The organism is Pseudomonas sp. zjy_15 (genome assembly GCF_043101865.1).
GTDB lineage: Bacteria > Pseudomonadota > Gammaproteobacteria > Pseudomonadales > Pseudomonadaceae > Aquipseudomonas > Aquipseudomonas putida_Y.
On record NZ_JBICII010000130.1, the window covers coordinates 1 to 15750 of the forward strand.

A 15750-nucleotide genomic window follows, 5' to 3' on the forward strand; every position below is an offset into this window, starting at 1 on the left:
TGGTGGTGGACACACGTCGGTGGTTGGACACAGACCCTTGTAGGAGCGGGTTCACCCGCGAAAGGGCCGGGCCTGCTGGCCAATCTCCATCCGCCGTTCACCGTTGCCGCCGCTACCGTATTCGCGGGTAAACCCGCTCCTACACAGATTGGTGGTGGACACACGTCGGTGGTTGGACACAGACCCTTGTAGGAGCGGGTTCACCCGCGAAAGGGCCGGGCCTGCTGGCCAATCTCCACCCGCCGTTCACCGTTGCCGCCGCTACCGTATTCGCGGGTAAACCCGCTCCTACACAGATTTGGTGGTGGACACACGTCGGTGGTTGGACACAGACCCTTGTAGGAGCGGGTTCACCCGCGAAGAGGGCCACGCGGTACCAGCAGTTATACTCAGGCCATCAGTCTGCGGTATCTTTGCCACTGGCGGGCCGAATCACCGCCGTCATTGGTTGAATTGAGTGAGTCATGAGCGAGCTGTTACTGATTGATGATGACCAGGAACTGTGCGAGCTGCTCGGCAGCTGGCTGACCCAGGAAGGGTTTTCCGTGCGTGCCTGCCACGATGGCCAGAGCGCTCGCCAGGCCTTGGCCGAGCATGCGCCTGCTGCCGTGGTATTGGATGTGATGTTGCCCGACGGCAGCGGCCTGGAGCTTCTCAAGCAGTTGCGCAGCGAGCATGCCGAGTTGCCGGTGCTGATGCTGTCAGCCCGCGGCGAGCCGCTGGACCGCATTCTCGGCCTGGAACTGGGCGCCGACGATTACCTGGCAAAACCCTGCGACCCGCGCGAGCTCACTGCCCGCCTGCGCGCGGTACTGCGCCGCAGCCACCCCACCGCCACGACCAGCCAGATGGAACTGGGTGACCTGGTCTACAGCCCTGCGCGGGGTGTGGCCAGGATCGATGGCCGCGAAATGACCCTGACCCTGTCCGAAAGCCGTATTCTTGAAGCGCTGCTGCGTCAGCCCGGCGAGCCGCTGGACAAACAGGAACTGGCGCAGATCGGCCTGGGCCGCAAGCTGACCCTGTACGACCGCAGCCTGGACATGCATGTCAGCAACCTTCGCAAGAAGATCGGCCCACACGCCGATGGCCGTCCACGCATCGTGGCGCTGCGTAGCCGTGGCTATTACTACTGCCTGTAAAGCTGCGCGCCTCATTCGCGGTACAAGGCCGCGCCTGCACGGGCCACTCATCTTTACTTTGCCTTTACCCTCCCCTGACTGCGCTTGACGGTGATCTCCCTAGACTGTGCTCATCCGGTAATCACCGGCCCATGTAAAGGAGAGACACCATGCGCAAGACCCTTATCGCCCTGATGTTCGCTGCCGCTCTGCCGACCGTTGCCATGGCCATGCCTGACGGCGGCCCGCGCCACGACGGCCCGCATCATCGCGGTGATGCGCCTTTCCACCAACTGGACCTGAGCCGCGAGCAGCGCCAGCAGATCGGCAAGCTGATGGGCGAGCAGATGCAGCAGCGCCGCGACATCACCGAGCGCTACCTGTCCAAGCTGCCGGCCGCCGACCAGAAGGCCATGAAGGACGAGCTGAAAGCCAGCCGCGACAAGACCGACAGCGCGGTGCGCAACCTGCTCAAGCCTGACCAGCAGAAGAAGTTCGATGAACTGCAAAAGGAACGCGCCGCCAAGAAAGCCGAGTGGCAGGAGTTCAAGGCCTGGAAAGCTGAAAAAGGCGCCAAGGCCCAGTAAGCTGTCCGCCCCCTGCCCGGTCCGCATCACTGCGGGCCGGGCTTTTCCCGTTTAGGAGGTGCACTTGCGTTCTTTGTTCTGGCGCATCCTGGCCAGTTTCTGGCTGGCCATCACCCTGGTCGCAGGCCTGTCGATCCTGCTGGGGCACATGCTCAACCAGGACGCCTGGATCCTCAGCCGCCACCCGGGCCTGAACACCCTGGCCAGCAAGTGGGCCAAGCACTATGAGCAGGAAGGCCTGGATGCGGCCCAGCACTTTCTGGAACGACGCAAGGACCGCTACAAGATCGACGTGCAGGTGCTCGACGATAGCGGTGAGGCCGTGGTGCCGGGTACCTTCCCACGCCGTGCGGCAGCCTTCGAAGCGCGCCAGCACAATGACCAGCGGCGCTTGCCATGGCGCCGGCTGACCGAGGAATACACCAGCCCCGACACCGGCGAAACCTACTTGCTGATCTACCGCATCCCCCATCCGGCGCTGGATGCCTGGCACCGTGAAAGCCTGCTGTGGCCGCTCAGCGCACTGGGCATTGCCTTGGTCGTGCTGACCCTGTTCAGCCTGCTGGTGACGCTGTCCATAACCCGTCCGTTAAGCCGCCTGCGCAGCGCCGTACACGACCTGGGCCAGTCTACCTATCAGCAGAACAGCCTGGCACGGCTGGCAGCTCGGCGCGACGAGTTTGGCGTGCTGGCCAAGGACTTCAACAAGATGGGCGCACGCCTGCAAAGCACCATCGGCAGCCAGCGCCAGTTGCTGCGCGACGTGTCTCATGAGCTACGCTCGCCACTGGCCCGGCTGCGTATCGCCTTGGCCCTGGCAGAGCGTGCCGATCACGAGCAGCGGCAAACCCTGTGGCCGCGCCTGACCCGCGAATGCGACCGCCTGGAAGACCTGATCAGCGAAATCCTCGCCCTGGCCCGGGTGGATGCCGAGCAGGCTCATGCCGAACCGGTCGACATCAATGCCTTGCTCGGCAGCGTACGCAAGGATGCCCTGCTAAGCGCGCCGGAGCAGGACGTGCGCCTGGAGGCGCAGCCAGGGTTGAGCTTGCAGGGTTGGCCAACGCTGATCGAGCGTGCCGTGGACAACCTGCTGCGCAATGCCCTGCGTTTCAACCCGGCGGGCCAGCCGGTCGAGGTCAGCGCTGCACGCGAGCAGAACCGCATCGTGATCAGCGTACGTGACCATGGGCCTGGGGCAGCAGCGGAGCACATGGCGCAACTGGGCGAGCCGTTCTTTCGCGCGCCGGGGCAGGCAGCGCCGGGGCATGGCCTGGGGCTGGCGATTGCACGCAAGGCAGCGGAGCGCCATGGCGGTAGCCTGGTGCTGGAGAATCATCCACAGGGTGGGTTTGTGGCCAGGCTGGAGTTCCCCTTGGCTGAAGCAGCAGGCAGTTGATGGGTGTAACGGCGCCTGGCCTCTTCGCGGGTAAACCCGCTCCTACAGGGGATGTAGATGCCGTTGCAGGAGCGGGTTTACCCGCGAAGAGGCCGGAAGCCTTGATACATCAATCAGTCCAAGGCAGCCTTACTCACCCCAGCCACTGACGAAATCGGCAGTTTCCAGCACCGGCGCCGTCCGCGGCTCGGTCAGCGGCGTGCCGACGTACAGGTAGCCGATCAGCTCCTCGTTCTCGGCCAACCCCAACCCCTTGTGCACATGGGCATCGAAGGCCATGTCACCGGTACGCCACACCGCGCCGATCCCCTGCGCATGCGCAGCAATCAGAATGCCGTGCGCTGCACAGCCTGCGGCCAGACGCTGCTCGGACTTGGGCACCTTGAAGTGGTCCTGCAACCTGGCCACCACCACGATCAACAATGGCGCCCGCAGCGGCATGGCACGGGCCTTGTCCAGTGCCGCCTGGCTGGCATCGCCCTTGTGCTGCAAGGCTTCGGCGAACAGCTCGCCGAGCTTCTCGCGGCCCTGGCCTTCAATGGTAAGAAAACGCCACGGCCGCAGCTGGCCGTGGTCCGGGGCGCGCAGGGCAGCCTGGAACAGCGCCTCACGCTGGGCGGCATTGGGCGCCGGGTCGGTCAGGCGTGGCACGGAAACACGGTTGAGCAATGCGTCGAGAGCCTCCATCGGCTACCCTCCTGGCAGTTGAATGTGCGGCCATTCTAGCGTTTACATCACCGGACCCATAGGTAGAATGGCGCCCTTCCGTTTCGAGTCTGAGCAGATCACATGGCGTTGCCGACCTTAAGGATTATTGGTTTCATCATCGGCATCTTCCTGATTACGCTGGCCGTGAGCATGGCCGTGCCCATGGCGACCCTGGTGATCTTCGAGCGCACCGGCGACATGCCGTCGTTTCTCTGGTCGAGCCTGATCACCTTCATCGCCGGCTTGGCCCTGGTGGTGCAGGGGCGCCCGGAGCATGTACACCTGCGCCCGCGCGACATGTACCTGCTGACCGTCAGCAGTTGGCTGGTGGTGTGCGTGTTCGCCGCGCTACCGTTCCTGCTGACCCAGCACATCAGCTACACAGACGCCTTCTTCGAAAGCATGTCAGGCATCACCGCCACCGGCGCCACCGTGCTCAGCGGGCTCGATAACATGTCGCCGGGCATCCTGATGTGGCGTTCGATGCTGCACTGGCTCGGCGGTATCGGCTTCATCGCCATGGCGGTGGCGATCCTGCCGCTGCTGCGCATCGGCGGCATGCGCCTGTTCCAGACCGAATCGTCCGACCGCTCGGAAAAGGTCATGCCGCGGTCGCACATGGTCGCCAAGTCGATCGTGGGGGTTTACGTCGGCTTCTCGATACTGGGCGCGCTGGCCTTCTGGTGGGCGGGCATGAGCCCGTTCGATGCAATAAACCACGCCATGTCGGCTATCTCTACCGGCGGTTTCTCCACCTCCGACCAGTCATTGGCGAAATGGGATATCCCGGCCGTGCACTGGGTTGCGGTGGTGGTGATGATCATGGGCAGCCTGCCGTTCACCCTTTACGTAGCTACCCTGCGTGGCAACCGCAAGGCGCTGATCCGCGACCAGCAGGTGCAAGGTTTGCTGGGCATGCTGGTGGCCACCTGGCTGGTGTTGGGCACCTGGTATTGGTACAGCACCGATCTGCACTGGCTCGATGCCTTGCGCCATGTAGCGCTGAACGTGACCTCAGTGGTCACCACCACCGGTTTCTCCCTGGGTGACTACAGCCTGTGGGGCAACTTCTCGCTGATGCTGTTCTTCTACTTGGGCTTCGTTGGCGGCTGCTCCGGCTCGACCGCAGGCGGTATCAAGATTTTCCGCTTCCAGGTGGCCTACATCCTGCTGAAGGCCAGCCTCAACCAGCTGATTCACCCGCGCGCGGTGATCAAGCAGAAATACAACGGCCATCGCCTCGATGAAGACATCGTGCGTTCGATCCTGACGTTCTCGTTCTTCTTCGCCATCACCATCTGTGTCATGGCGCTGCTGCTGTCGCTGCTGGGCGTGGACTGGATGACCGCGCTGACCGGCGCTGCGGGCACGGTTTCGGGTGTAGGCCCGGGCCTGGGCGAAGTGATCGGCCCGTCGGGCAACTACGCCACGCTGCCTGACGCGGCCAAATGGATTCTGGCGACCGGCATGCTGCTGGGTCGCCTGGAAATCATCACGGTGCTGGTGTTGTGCATGCCGGCGTTCTGGCGTCACTGAGCGCTTCGCCTTCCGTGCCCAGGCGTGCGCGGTACTCGCTGGGCGTGGCATCGAACCAACGACGGAACGCCCGATAGAAGTTGCTGGGGTCGGCAAAGCCCAGCAGGTAGGCGGTTTCCAGCAAGGTCATGCCCGGCTGGGCCAGGTACTGTTCGGCCAGCTCGCGGCGGGTGTCGTCAAGCAAGGTCTGGAAGCTGGTGCCTTCCTCCTGCAGCCGCCGTTGCAAGGTGCGCTGCGACAGGTGCAGGGCCTGGGCCAGGGTTTCGCGCTTGGGCTCACCCTGCGGCAGGATGCGGCACAACACCTGGCGCACGCGGTGGCTGACCCGGCTTTCGGAAAAGCGTGCCAGGTACTCGCCGGCAAACCGGTCGTGCAGCACCGCCATGGCCTCGTTGGCGGTCGGCAGCGGCGCCTCCATGTCGGCCCGCTCGAACACCAGCGCATCATGCGGGGCACCGAATACCAGCGGCGAATGGAACGCCACCTTGTAAGGCTCGACATTCTTCGGCTGCGGCCCCTGCACCAGTACCCGCCGCGGCTGTACCGGCCGGCCACTGAGCCATTTGCACAGCGCCAGCGCACAGGCCAGCGACGCTTCGGCGCTGTGCCGGGTCGGCGGCAGGTGGTCGCCATGCACGGTCAGAATCAGCGAATAGCCCTCGGCGCCAAGGACGAAACTGAGGTCGGAGCTTTCGGCGATGATGCGCTGGTAGCGCACCAGGCGCTCGAAGCCCTCGGCCAGGGTGCGGCTTGACATCAACGCATAGCCCACCACATGGAACGACGCCGGGCGGACCACCCGTGCCATGTTCAGGCCGATGGCCTCATTGCCCGACAGCTCCACCGCCAGTTGCCAGAGACGGGTCATGGAATCTTGAGGGAAACGTGCATCAGGGTCATCGAGGGCGGCAAAGTCCAGCCCCAACTGCTTGAACATGGCTCTGCAATCCAGCCCTTCCAGTTCAAGTGCCTTCACGATCCCTGATGCCCAACTGGCTGACGTTGTTCTTTCGCTCATGACAGGCTTCTTTTACCGACCGCTCCTGCGGTGAACCCCAAGGATACTCATTTGGCGCCTATTGTCACTGGTAGGCCCCGTCAGTCACTCTAGACTCGAATCAGGCTCCACGCCGTGTATCTTGTCCAGAAGTATTAATCCCGGAGCACTGCCATGAACAGCAAAGCGCAGTTTCGCAGTTTTGCCGAGTTCTATCCGTACTATCTTGGGGAGCACAGCAACCCCACCTGCCGCCGTCTGCACTTCGTCGGCACCAGCCTGGTGATAGCGCTGCTGGCCTACACCATTGGCAGTGGCAAATGGTTGCTGCTGCTGGCCGTGCCGGTGTTCGGCTATGGCTTTGCCTGGGTCGGGCATTTCTTTTTTGAGAAAAACCGGCCAGCGACCTTCACCTATCCGCTTTACAGCCTGGCCGGGGATTTCGTGATGTTCCGGGATATCCTGCTGGGCAAGCTCAGGCTGTAAGCATCTGAGGCCCTTAAGCCGACTCGCGCAACGCCGCCGCTGCCTGTGCCTCAGCCAGCCGATACAGTTCGACACTGCCGTCCCAATGCTCGATCAGTGCCGTGCACGATTCCACCCAGTCCCCGCAATTGAGGTAGTCCACCTCACCCACCTTGCGGATTTCGGCATGATGGATATGCCCGCACACCACCCCATGAAAACCACGGCGGGTGCACTCGTGGGCAATGGCATTCTCGAAGTCACTGATGAAGTTCACCGCCCCTTTCACCTTGTGCTTCAGGTACGCAGACAGCGACCAGTAACCATAGCCATACCGCGCACGCCAGTGGTTGAGCCAGCGGTTGAGCACCAAGGTGAATTCGTAGGCGCGGTCACCCAGAAACGCCAGCCAGCGGTGGTAACGGGTAATCACATCGAACTGATCGCCATGGACAACCAGCAGACGGCGGCCATCGGCTGTCAGGTGCTCGGCCTCGTCCACCAGCTGAATGTTGCCCAGAATCAGCTTTGAGTAGCGGCGCAGGAATTCGTCGTGGTTGCCGGTGACGTAGATCACCTCGGTGCCGCGCTTGCTCATGGTCAACAGCCGGCGGATCACGTTGGTGTGAGCTTGCGGCCAGTAGATCCCGCCGCGCAGTTTCCAGCCATCGATGATATCGCCCACCAGGTAGACGCGATCAGCCTGGTAGCCCTTGAGAAATTGCGACAGGTGTTCAGCCTGGCAGTCGCGGGTACCCAGGTGCACGTCGGAGATCCACAGGGTACGCACGCGTTGCTTGCGCGAGGGGCGGGACAGTTCGGCATGGGTCATGGGCAGGCTCCGGCGCAGTTTGCTGGAGACTGGCAGGCGCACATGACAGCGCCATGGCAAAACAGTGACGAGTGATGGCGTGCAGGGATTGAGGCACAATGGGCGCCTGCCCTGCGAGGAGCCCCCATGACCGCCGGCCCGATCCTCTCGCTGCGCCATTACCGTGACAGCCTGATCGCCCACAGCCACGAACACCCGCAACTGGTGTTCGGCCTGCGCGGCCGCCTGGATTTCGAGGTCCAGGGGCATGGCGCCGGGATCGATCGGCAGGGGCTGGTAGTGGTCCCGGCGGGTGCTCATCACACGTGCGCCAGCGATGCCGGCAGTGATTGTCTGGTGCTTGATGTGCCTGGGGAGCCTTGGTTGCGCGAGCACCTGGGCGAGCATGCCGATGCCAGCCGCCGCCTGCTCGACCGCCCCGTCACCCTGGGCCTGGATGAACGCCAGCAGCAACTGGTGGACTGGCTGGCGAGCAGCCCCATGCACGACCCGTTGATCGCCAGGCAAGGCGCGGCACTGCTGCTGGCCAGCCTCAACGCCACGGCGGCAGCCAGCGTGCACACCAGCCAGCGCCTGCCCTACGCAGCCTTCGATGCGCATATCGAACAGTATGCTGCCTACCCGCTGCAGGTTGCCGACCTGGCGCGCATCGCCGGGCTGTCCATTGCCCGACTGCATGCGCGCTTTACCGCAGAGTGCGGGATGACTCCGATGGACTACATTCGCCAGCGGCGTTTGCTCAAGGCGCGGCGGCTAATCGTGCAGACCGTGCTGCCGATGGGCGAAATTGCGGCGCAGGTGGGGTATAGCTCGCAAAGTGCCTTTTCAGCGGCGATGCTGCGGGCGTTCGGGTGTACACCGTTGGCTTTGCGACGAGAGCCTGGCGATAACTGACAGCAGTCTTGCGACAGAATGTGTTTGCCTGAGGCTTTACACTTTGCCTTTACCGGCCCTTTCGCGGGTAAACCCGCTCCTACAGGATTTCCGCAGCCCTGAAGGTTGTGCACAACCTGAGCGGGTTTACCCGCGAAAGGGCCGGCACTGCCTGTAGAGATCTTCATCAAGGACTACCATGAACCACCGCACCGCCCTCGGCGCACTGCACATTGGCGCGCTGTTCTTCGGCCTTACCGGCGTCTTCGGCAAACTGGCTGCCAGCGCCAACCCGGCGATCATCGTCTTCGGTCGCGCTGCCTTCGCCGTACTCGCCCTGGCCCTGTTCGTCAGCCTGGCCGGCCCGGGCTGGCAACGCCTGAACAGCCAGGACGCGCGCCGCCTGTTGCTCGGCGGCGTGCTGCTGGCCGGCCACTGGGTCAGCTTCTTCATCGCCGTCAAAGTGGGCGGCGTGGCCATCGCCACCCTCGGCTTCGCCAGCTTCCCGGCCTTTACGGTGATCCTCGAAAGCCTGCTGTTCCGCGAGCGAATCCGCCGTAACGAAGTGGTATTGGTCGTGCTGGTCAGCATCGGCCTGATACTGGTCACGCCGGCATTCGATCTGGCCAGCGAAGCCACCGGCGGCCTACTCTGGGCACTGCTCTCGGGCCTGCTGTTCTCGCTACTGTCACTGACCAACCGGGCCGGCTCCGGCCGTTTGCCTGCGGTACAGGCAGCCCTGTGGCAGAACCTGGTGGTGGGCCTGTGCCTGCTGCCGTTCGCGGCGCCCGGCCTGGCCGACGTTGCGCCCCTGGACTGGCTGTGGATCGCCCTGCTCGGCATCTTCTGCACGGGAGTGGCGCACAGCCTGTTCGTTGCCAGCCTGGCGGTGATCAAGGCGCGCACCGCCGCCGTCGTGTTCGGCATGGAGCCGGTCTACGGCATTGCCGTGGCCTGGGCAGTATTCGCCGAGACCCCGACCGTGCGCATGCTGCTGGGCGGCGCGCTGATCATCTTCGCCATCGTGCTGTCCAGCCGTCTGGCTGCCGAGCAACCGCCCAGGCAGCGACCACTGACCGAGGGCGCCTGATCAGCGGTCGTTGTGACCAAGATCACGCTGCGGGTCGATCTGGTCGCGCACCCGCTGCTTCAGTACCTTCGCTTCGGGGAAACCACCGTCGGCCTTGCGCTCCCAGACCTGCACGCCATTGCAGGTGATGCGGAAGATACCCCCGGTACCCGGCTCCAGCGCTACCCGGCCAAGGTCGTCGGCAAAGGTGCTGAGCAGTTCCTGAGCCAGCCAGGCAGCACGCAAAAGCCACTGGCACTGGGTGCAATAGGTGATGACGATTTCCGGCTTGTTGTCAGCCATGGTGAAACATCTCCAGGTAAAGGGCCGCTTATACTAGCGGTCTTTAGCCCACGGTTTGAGACTCACGATGCGCCGTTTGCTGCTCTGTTTTCTGCTCCTCATTACCTCCCTTACGGCAATCGCTGCGGAACCCGCCAGGCCCAAGGTCGGCCTGGTATTGTCTGGCGGTGCAGCCCGTGGCCTGGCCCACATTGGCGTACTCAAGGCGCTGGAAGAACAGGGTGTGCGCATTGACGCCATCGCCGGCACCAGCATGGGCGCGGTGGTCGGCGGCCTGTACGCCTCGGGCTACAGTGTTGAAGAGCTGGAAAAACTCGCTACCACCCTTGACTGGCAACAGGCGCTCTCCGATGCCCCGCCGCGCGAGGATGTGCCCTTCCGACGCAAGCAGGATGACCGCGACTTCCTGGTCAAGCAGAAGCTCAGTTTTCGCGACGATGGCAGCCTGGGCCTGCCGCTGGGTGTGATTCAGGGCCAGAACTTGTCACTGCTGCTGGAAAGCAAACTGGCGCATACCGCCGACACCCGCGACTTCGACAAGCTGCCCATCCCCTTCCGTGCCGTGGCCACTGACATCGCCAGTGGCGAAAAAGTCGTTTTCCGCCGCGGCCACCTGCCCCAGGTAATCCGCGCCAGCATGTCGATCCCCGCCGTGTTCGCCCCGGTCGAACTGGACGGTCGCCTGCTGGTGGACGGCGGCATGGTCGACAACATTCCGGTGGATGTGGCCCGCGACATGGGCGTGGACCTGGCGATCGTGGTCGACATCGGCACCCCGCTGCGCGATCGCAAGCAATTGCTGACGGTGGTCGACGTGCTGAATCAGTCGATCACCTTGATGACCCGGCGCAACTCCGAAGAACAGCTGGCCAGCCTGCACCGCGACGACATCCTCATCCAGCCATCGCTCACCGCCTTCGGCGTGACAGATTTCGGCCGTGCCCGCGACATGATCGACGCCGGTTACCGCGCCACCCGCCTGCTTGACCCGCGCCTGGCCGCCCTGCGCCAGCTCGAGGGCGACGCCAGCCTGGCCGTGGCCCGCTCGCCGCACCAGCGCACGCCGGTAATCACCGCAATCCGGATCGAAAACGACTCCAAGGTCAGCGATGATGTGATCCGCTCGTACATCCGCCAGCCGATCGACGCACCGCTGGAACTGGACCGCCTGCAGACCGACATGGGTACGCTGTATGGCCTGGACTACTTCGACAGGGTGCAGTACCGCGTGGTGCACAAGGGCAACGACCACACCCTGGTAATCAACGCCCGTGGCAGACGCGGCGGCACCGACTACCTGCGCCTGGGCCTGAACCTGTCCGATGACCTGCGTGGCGACAGCGCTTTCAACCTGGGCGCCAGCTACCGGGTCAACGGCATCAACAGCCTTGGCGCCGAATGGCTGACCCGCGGCCAGATCGGCGACCAGCAAGAGCTGTACAGTGAATTCTACCAACCCCTGGATGTGGGCTCACGCTACTTCATCGCGCCGTACCTGGACCTGGGCTCGCAGAACATCGAAGCGACCCTGGACAACGACCCCGTCGCCGAGTATCGCCTGGAGCGCTACGGCTTTGGCCTGAATGTAGGCCGGCAGATCGGCAACAGCGGTGAAGTGCGCCTGGGCGCGGGCAAGGCCTGGGGCGAAGCCGAAGTGCGCATCGGCGACCAGGACTTGCCCAAAGTCAGTTTCAACGAAGGCTTCTACGAACTGAAGTACTCGTTCGACACCCTCGATAACGTGTACTTCCCGCACCATGGCGAGGACATCGGCCTGACCTTGCGCAAATACGACAAGTCGCTGGACTCCGACCAGAATTACCGGCAGTGGCTGTTTACCCTGGACAAGGCCCTCAGCAGCGGGCCGAACACGTTCGTGCTGGGTGGGAGCTACGGGCGCACGCTGGACGATACCGAAGTGGTGACGTCGAGCTTTGTGCTGGGCGGGGCGCGACAGCTGTCAGGCTTCCGCCAGGACTCGGTATCGGGGCAGAACGCGAGCCTGCTGCGCATGGTCTATTACCGTCGGCTGACGCCGCGGGCCTATGTGCCGCTGGACTTCCCGTTATACATAGGCGGCTCGCTGGAGCGTGGGCGGGCATGGAACAACGACAACGAGTTCGACAGTGGGTACATCAATGCGGCGAGCATCTTCCTGGGGTTGGAGACGCCTCTAGGGCCGCTGAACTTCAGCTATGGCGCCAACAGTGCACATGAACAAGCGGTGTACCTGAACCTTGGGCACACCTTCTGAGGCTTGCACTGCACCTGAATCGATGGGCGGGCTCAGGACTTTTCGAGGTTGGCCAGGATCTTGGCATGCACGCGCATACAGACCTGCAAGTCAGCCTCGTCCACGCCGGTAAACAGCTCGACCCGCAACTGGTTGGCGATGGTCTCGATCTGATCGATCAACGGCTTGGCCGGCGGGCACAGCACAATCTTCTTCGCCCGCCGATCCTCCAGCACCGCCTGACGACGCACCAGCCCTTGCGCTTCCAGGCTGTCAAGCAGACGCGCCAGAGTCGGGCCTTCAACGCCTACGCTCTGGGCCAGCTCACGCTGGGTCGGGGCTTCCTCGAAGCGAGCCAGGTGCAGCAACACCAGCCAGCGCGCCTGGGACAGGTTGAGCCCGGCCAGGCGGCGGTCCAGCTCGGCACGCCAACCTCGGGACATCTGGGCCAGTTGCATGCCAAAGCGGTGTTGGTTGTCGTTCAGGGGCATAAGGAGCTCATTGAGTAGATCTAATTATTAGGCAGCTAACCATGCCCTGCCCCACGAGGCAAGGCTCGGCCACGCCTGCTCGGTCGAAAATCGTCAAAAAGCATGACAAAGGTCAGCAGATGGCGCTTCTGCCTTCGATCCTGCCTGTGCTCACAATTCGAATTCCGCCGCCAGTGCTGCCCGCACGCAATAAAGTACGCCCTCCGGTACCCGCGCCCCGAACTGGGGGGCAATGGCCGACACCGGTGGCAGTTCACCTTCGCCATCAAGAAAGGCGTCCTGTACCTCCATCATCAGGTCTTCCGGCAGGTCGATGGCCTGGTCAAGACTCAGCTCCTGGCGGCCCAACGCCTCGGCCAACAGGCTATACACGTTCTTCTCGCTGCAATTGAGCTGCCCGGCGATCTGCGCCGGGGTCATGCCGGCACGGGCCAGGCTGACCAGTTCGTGGCGCAGGTCGAGCACCACTTTCGGTGCCTCGTCGGTGCCTCCGCTGTTGTTCAGCACTTCGAGGAACGCCTGGCCGTAGCGCTCCAGCTTGCGCGCCCCCACACCGCTGACCTGGGCCATGTCGCTGAGGCTGACCGGCTGGCTACGCAACATCTCCAGCAGTGTCGAGTCAGGGAAGATGACGTAGGGTGGCACACTGTGTTCTTCGGCCAGCTTGCGGCGCAGGGTGCGCAGTGCTTCCCACAGATCGCGCTCTTCGGCACGCACCAGCTGGCTGGCAGGGCTGCCGCCACCGGACGACGAGGTTTTGGCCGTGGTCTGCGGTTTGAGGTCACGGCGCAGTTGCAAGGTCACCTCGCCGCGCAGCAGCGGCCGGCAGCTGTCGGACAGGCGCAGGCCGCCGTAGCCTTCCAGGTCGATATCGACCAGCCCGCGCGCCACCAACTGACGGAACAGCGAGCGCCACTCGACCTCGGCCAGACCTTTGCCAACGCCAAATACCGACAGCTTCTCGTGGCCGAAATTGCGCACCTTCTCGGTGTCCTTGCCCAACAGCACATCGACCAGGTGGCCAACACCATAGCGCTGGCCGGTGCGGAACACCGCCGACAGCGCCTGGCGGGCCGGCTCGGTGGCGTCCCAGGTCTGGATGTTGTCGACACAGTTGTCGCAATGCCCGCACGGTTGTTCGAGGGTCTCGTCGAAGTAGGCCAGCAGCGACTGGCGGCGGCAGCGGGTTTCTTCGCACAGCGCCAGCATGGCATCCAGCTTGTGCTGCTCGATGCGCTTGTGGCGCTCGTCGCCTTCGGAGTTCTGCAGCATCTGCTTGAGCATCACCATGTCCTGCAGCCCGTAGGCCATCCAGGCATCGGAGGGCAGGCCGTCACGGCCGGCACGGCCGGTTTCCTGGTAGTAGGCCTCAAGCGATTTGGGCAGGTCGAGGTGGGCAACGAAGCGCACGTTGGGTTTGTCGATACCCATGCCGAAAGCAATGGTAGCGACCATGATCAGCCCTTCCTCGTTCAGGAAGCGATGCTGGTTGGCCGCCCGCGTCTCGGCGGCCAGGCCGGCGTGATACGGCAGCGCGGGGAAACCCTGACTACAGAGGAAGGCGGCGGTTTCGTCGACCTTCTTGCGCGACAGGCAGTAGACGATGCCAGCGTTGCCACGGCGCTCGCCGAGAAAGGCCATCAACTGCTTGCGCGGTGCCTCCTTGGGCACGATGCGGTAGAAGATGTTGGGCCGGTCGAAACTCGACAGGAAGCGCTCGGCGCCTTGCAGGTGCAGGCGCTGGACAATCTCCTCGCGGGTCCGCATGTCGGCCGTAGCGGTAAGCGCAATGCGCGGAACATGCGGGAACAGTTCGGCCAGCTGGCCCAGTTGCAGGTACTCGGGGCGGAAATCGTGACCCCATTGCGATACGCAGTGGGCCTCGTCAATGGCGAACAGCGAGATGTCCAGATCGCGCAGGAAGTCGAGCATGCGCGGCTGCACCAGACGTTCCGGCGCCAGGTACAGCATCTTGACTTCACCACGGCGCAGGCGCCCGGCCAGCTCACGCTGCTGCTCTGCCGTCAGGGTAGAGTTCAGGGCGGCCGCAGACACACCCAGCTCGTCAAGGGTGGCGACCTGGTCGTCCATCAGCGCGATCAGTGGCGATACCACCACCGTCAGGCCCGGGCGCAGCAGCCCCGGCACCTGGAAGCACAGCGACTTGCCACCACCGGTGGGCATCAGCACCAAGGCATCGCCGCCATTGGCCACGCATTCGATGATCGCTGCCTGGCGCCCACGGAAACTGTCGTAGCCGAAGATGTCCTTGAGAACGCGCTGAGCCTGTTCGAGCATGTGCAACTCCAAATCGCCGTACCATCCTGGATAAAGGCTGGACGAAAAACCCGCCCCGCACACGCCAAATGCGTAAGCGGTTTTTGCCAGGCAGCCGGCAAAACCTGCCCCTGGATGAAAAATCGCGGAGTATACCGCAGCACCGCCCTGCACAGGCACCACGGCGATAGACGTTCCCTTTGCCCCGCTGCCGCTGCAAGGTGCTAGAATTCGTTATCGTTTATTCCCCAAGGTAGCCCTGTAATGTCCTTCGCCGAGCAACTGACCCGCCTGCAAGCCTTCCTCGACGCCGACGAGCTGCACGAAGAAGCGCTGGACTACGTCGCCGCACATGGCTACCTCACTGCTCTTTCGATCAACGCCGAGGACGTGCCCGAGCGCGAGTGGATCGACGCCCTGTTCGCCGAAGAGCCGCACTACGCCAGCGAAGCCCAGCGCACCGAAATCGAGGCCACCCTGGTGGCGCTCAAGGCGCACATTGCCCGCCAGTTGGCCAGCGACGAAGAATTCGACCTGCCATGCGACCTCGACCTGACCGATGAGCCGGACGATTCCGACCTGCGCGGCTGGTGCATCGGCTTCATGGAAGGCGTGTTCCTGCGGGAAGAGGCGTGGTTCGAGAACGCCGAAGAAGAGGTCAGCGAGATGCTGCTGCCGATCATGGTGGGTTCGGGGTTGTTTGACGAGCAACCAGAGTTCGCCGACATCGCCAGCAACGCCAACCTGCAGGATGACATGATCGTGCAGATCCCCGAGGCGCTGAGTGCACTGTTCCTGCTGCTGCACGCCCCTGACGAAAAACCGGCGCTGCTCAAGCCACGCCACCACTGAGCAAGCT

15 protein-coding genes are annotated in these 15750 nt (G+C 63.6%); 9 read left to right on the forward strand and 6 right to left on the reverse strand.

Annotated elements, in window-relative coordinates; all coding sequences use genetic code 11:
- Positions 1-464: 464 nt before the first annotated feature.
- From ACF8EF_RS24340 to ACF8EF_RS24350, 3 genes are all read left to right on the forward strand, one after another.
- Entirely contained in the window at positions 465-1142 is a 678-nt protein-coding gene (locus ACF8EF_RS24340) for a response regulator transcription factor (protein WP_392462461.1), read from the forward strand.
- Between the two features lie 149 nt (positions 1143-1291).
- Complete coding sequence (locus ACF8EF_RS24345) at positions 1292-1708, forward strand: Spy/CpxP family protein refolding chaperone (protein WP_103444750.1); 417 nt, start codon at positions 1292-1294, stop codon at positions 1706-1708.
- A 58-nt stretch (positions 1709-1766) separates the two neighbouring features.
- The gene (locus ACF8EF_RS24350) at positions 1767-3107 is read left to right on the forward strand and encodes an ATP-binding protein (RefSeq protein WP_392462462.1); all 1341 of its coding nucleotides are present in this window, start codon (positions 1767-1769) and stop codon (positions 3105-3107) included.
- A gap of 129 nt (positions 3108-3236) precedes the next feature.
- Here the strand turns inward: ACF8EF_RS24350 and ACF8EF_RS24355 are convergent, their stop codons facing one another.
- Positions 3237-3794 (reverse strand): NAD(P)H nitroreductase, encoded by a 558-nt coding sequence (locus tag ACF8EF_RS24355; protein WP_176685213.1) that lies wholly within the window; start codon positions 3792-3794, stop codon positions 3237-3239.
- A gap of 102 nt (positions 3795-3896) precedes the next feature.
- Between ACF8EF_RS24355 and ACF8EF_RS24360 the strand changes: the two genes are divergently transcribed.
- Positions 3897-5351 (forward strand): TrkH family potassium uptake protein, encoded by a 1455-nt coding sequence (locus ACF8EF_RS24360; protein WP_021783436.1) that lies wholly within the window; start codon positions 3897-3899, stop codon positions 5349-5351.
- Here the strand turns inward: ACF8EF_RS24360 and ACF8EF_RS24365 are convergent.
- Positions 5308-6369 carry an AraC family transcriptional regulator gene (locus ACF8EF_RS24365; RefSeq protein ID WP_209967422.1) on the reverse strand — a complete coding sequence of 354 codons (1062 nt, stop codon included), beginning with the start codon at positions 6367-6369 and terminating at the stop codon, positions 5308-5310. The two genes, ACF8EF_RS24360 and ACF8EF_RS24365, sit on opposite strands and share 44 nt — an antisense overlap.
- Positions 6370-6522: 153 nt before the next feature.
- On the opposite strand from ACF8EF_RS24365, the gene ACF8EF_RS24370 reads away from it, so the two are divergent.
- On the forward strand, positions 6523-6834 hold the full coding sequence (locus ACF8EF_RS24370) for a DUF962 domain-containing protein (RefSeq protein WP_014590083.1): 312 nt from the start codon (positions 6523-6525) through the stop codon (positions 6832-6834).
- A gap of 13 nt (positions 6835-6847) precedes the next feature.
- On the opposite strand, the gene ACF8EF_RS24375 is transcribed toward ACF8EF_RS24370, so the two are convergent.
- Complete coding sequence (locus ACF8EF_RS24375; protein ID WP_176685210.1) at positions 6848-7645, reverse strand: UDP-2,3-diacylglucosamine diphosphatase; 798 nt, start codon at positions 7643-7645, stop codon at positions 6848-6850.
- Positions 7646-7771: 126 nt separating this feature from the next.
- Here ACF8EF_RS24375 and ACF8EF_RS24380 point away from each other — a divergent pair, with 126 nt between their 5' ends.
- Complete coding sequence (locus ACF8EF_RS24380) at positions 7772-8539, forward strand: AraC family transcriptional regulator (RefSeq protein WP_392462464.1); 768 nt, start codon at positions 7772-7774, stop codon at positions 8537-8539.
- Positions 8540-8717: 178 nt separating this feature from the next.
- Positions 8718-9608 carry a DMT family transporter gene (locus ACF8EF_RS24385; RefSeq protein WP_392462465.1) on the forward strand — a complete coding sequence of 297 codons (891 nt, stop codon included), beginning with the start codon at positions 8718-8720 and terminating at the stop codon, positions 9606-9608.
- On the opposite strand, the gene ACF8EF_RS24390 is transcribed toward ACF8EF_RS24385, so the two are convergent.
- Positions 9609-9890 (reverse strand): SelT/SelW/SelH family protein, encoded by a 282-nt coding sequence (locus ACF8EF_RS24390; protein ID WP_392462466.1) that lies wholly within the window; start codon positions 9888-9890, stop codon positions 9609-9611.
- Between the two features lie 67 nt (positions 9891-9957).
- Here ACF8EF_RS24390 and ACF8EF_RS24395 point away from each other — a divergent pair, with 67 nt between their 5' ends.
- Positions 9958-12144 (forward strand): patatin-like phospholipase family protein, encoded by a 2187-nt coding sequence (locus ACF8EF_RS24395; RefSeq protein WP_176685207.1) that lies wholly within the window; start codon positions 9958-9960, stop codon positions 12142-12144.
- A gap of 32 nt (positions 12145-12176) precedes the next feature.
- Here ACF8EF_RS24395 and ACF8EF_RS24400 read toward each other — a convergent pair whose 3' ends face one another.
- Positions 12177-12614, reverse strand: a complete 438-nt coding sequence (locus ACF8EF_RS24400) for a MarR family transcriptional regulator (RefSeq protein ID WP_010955198.1) — start codon at positions 12612-12614, stop codon at positions 12177-12179.
- A gap of 150 nt (positions 12615-12764) precedes the next feature.
- Positions 12765-14912, reverse strand: a complete 2148-nt coding sequence (recQ, locus tag ACF8EF_RS24405; RefSeq protein WP_176685206.1) for a DNA helicase RecQ — start codon at positions 14910-14912, stop codon at positions 12765-12767.
- 243 nt (positions 14913-15155) lie between these two features.
- Here recQ and ACF8EF_RS24410 point away from each other — a divergent pair, with 243 nt between their 5' ends.
- A complete protein-coding gene (locus ACF8EF_RS24410; protein WP_010955200.1) occupies positions 15156-15743 on the forward strand; it encodes a YecA family protein in 588 nt (195 codons plus the stop codon).
- The last annotated feature ends 7 nt before the right edge of the window (positions 15744-15750 follow it).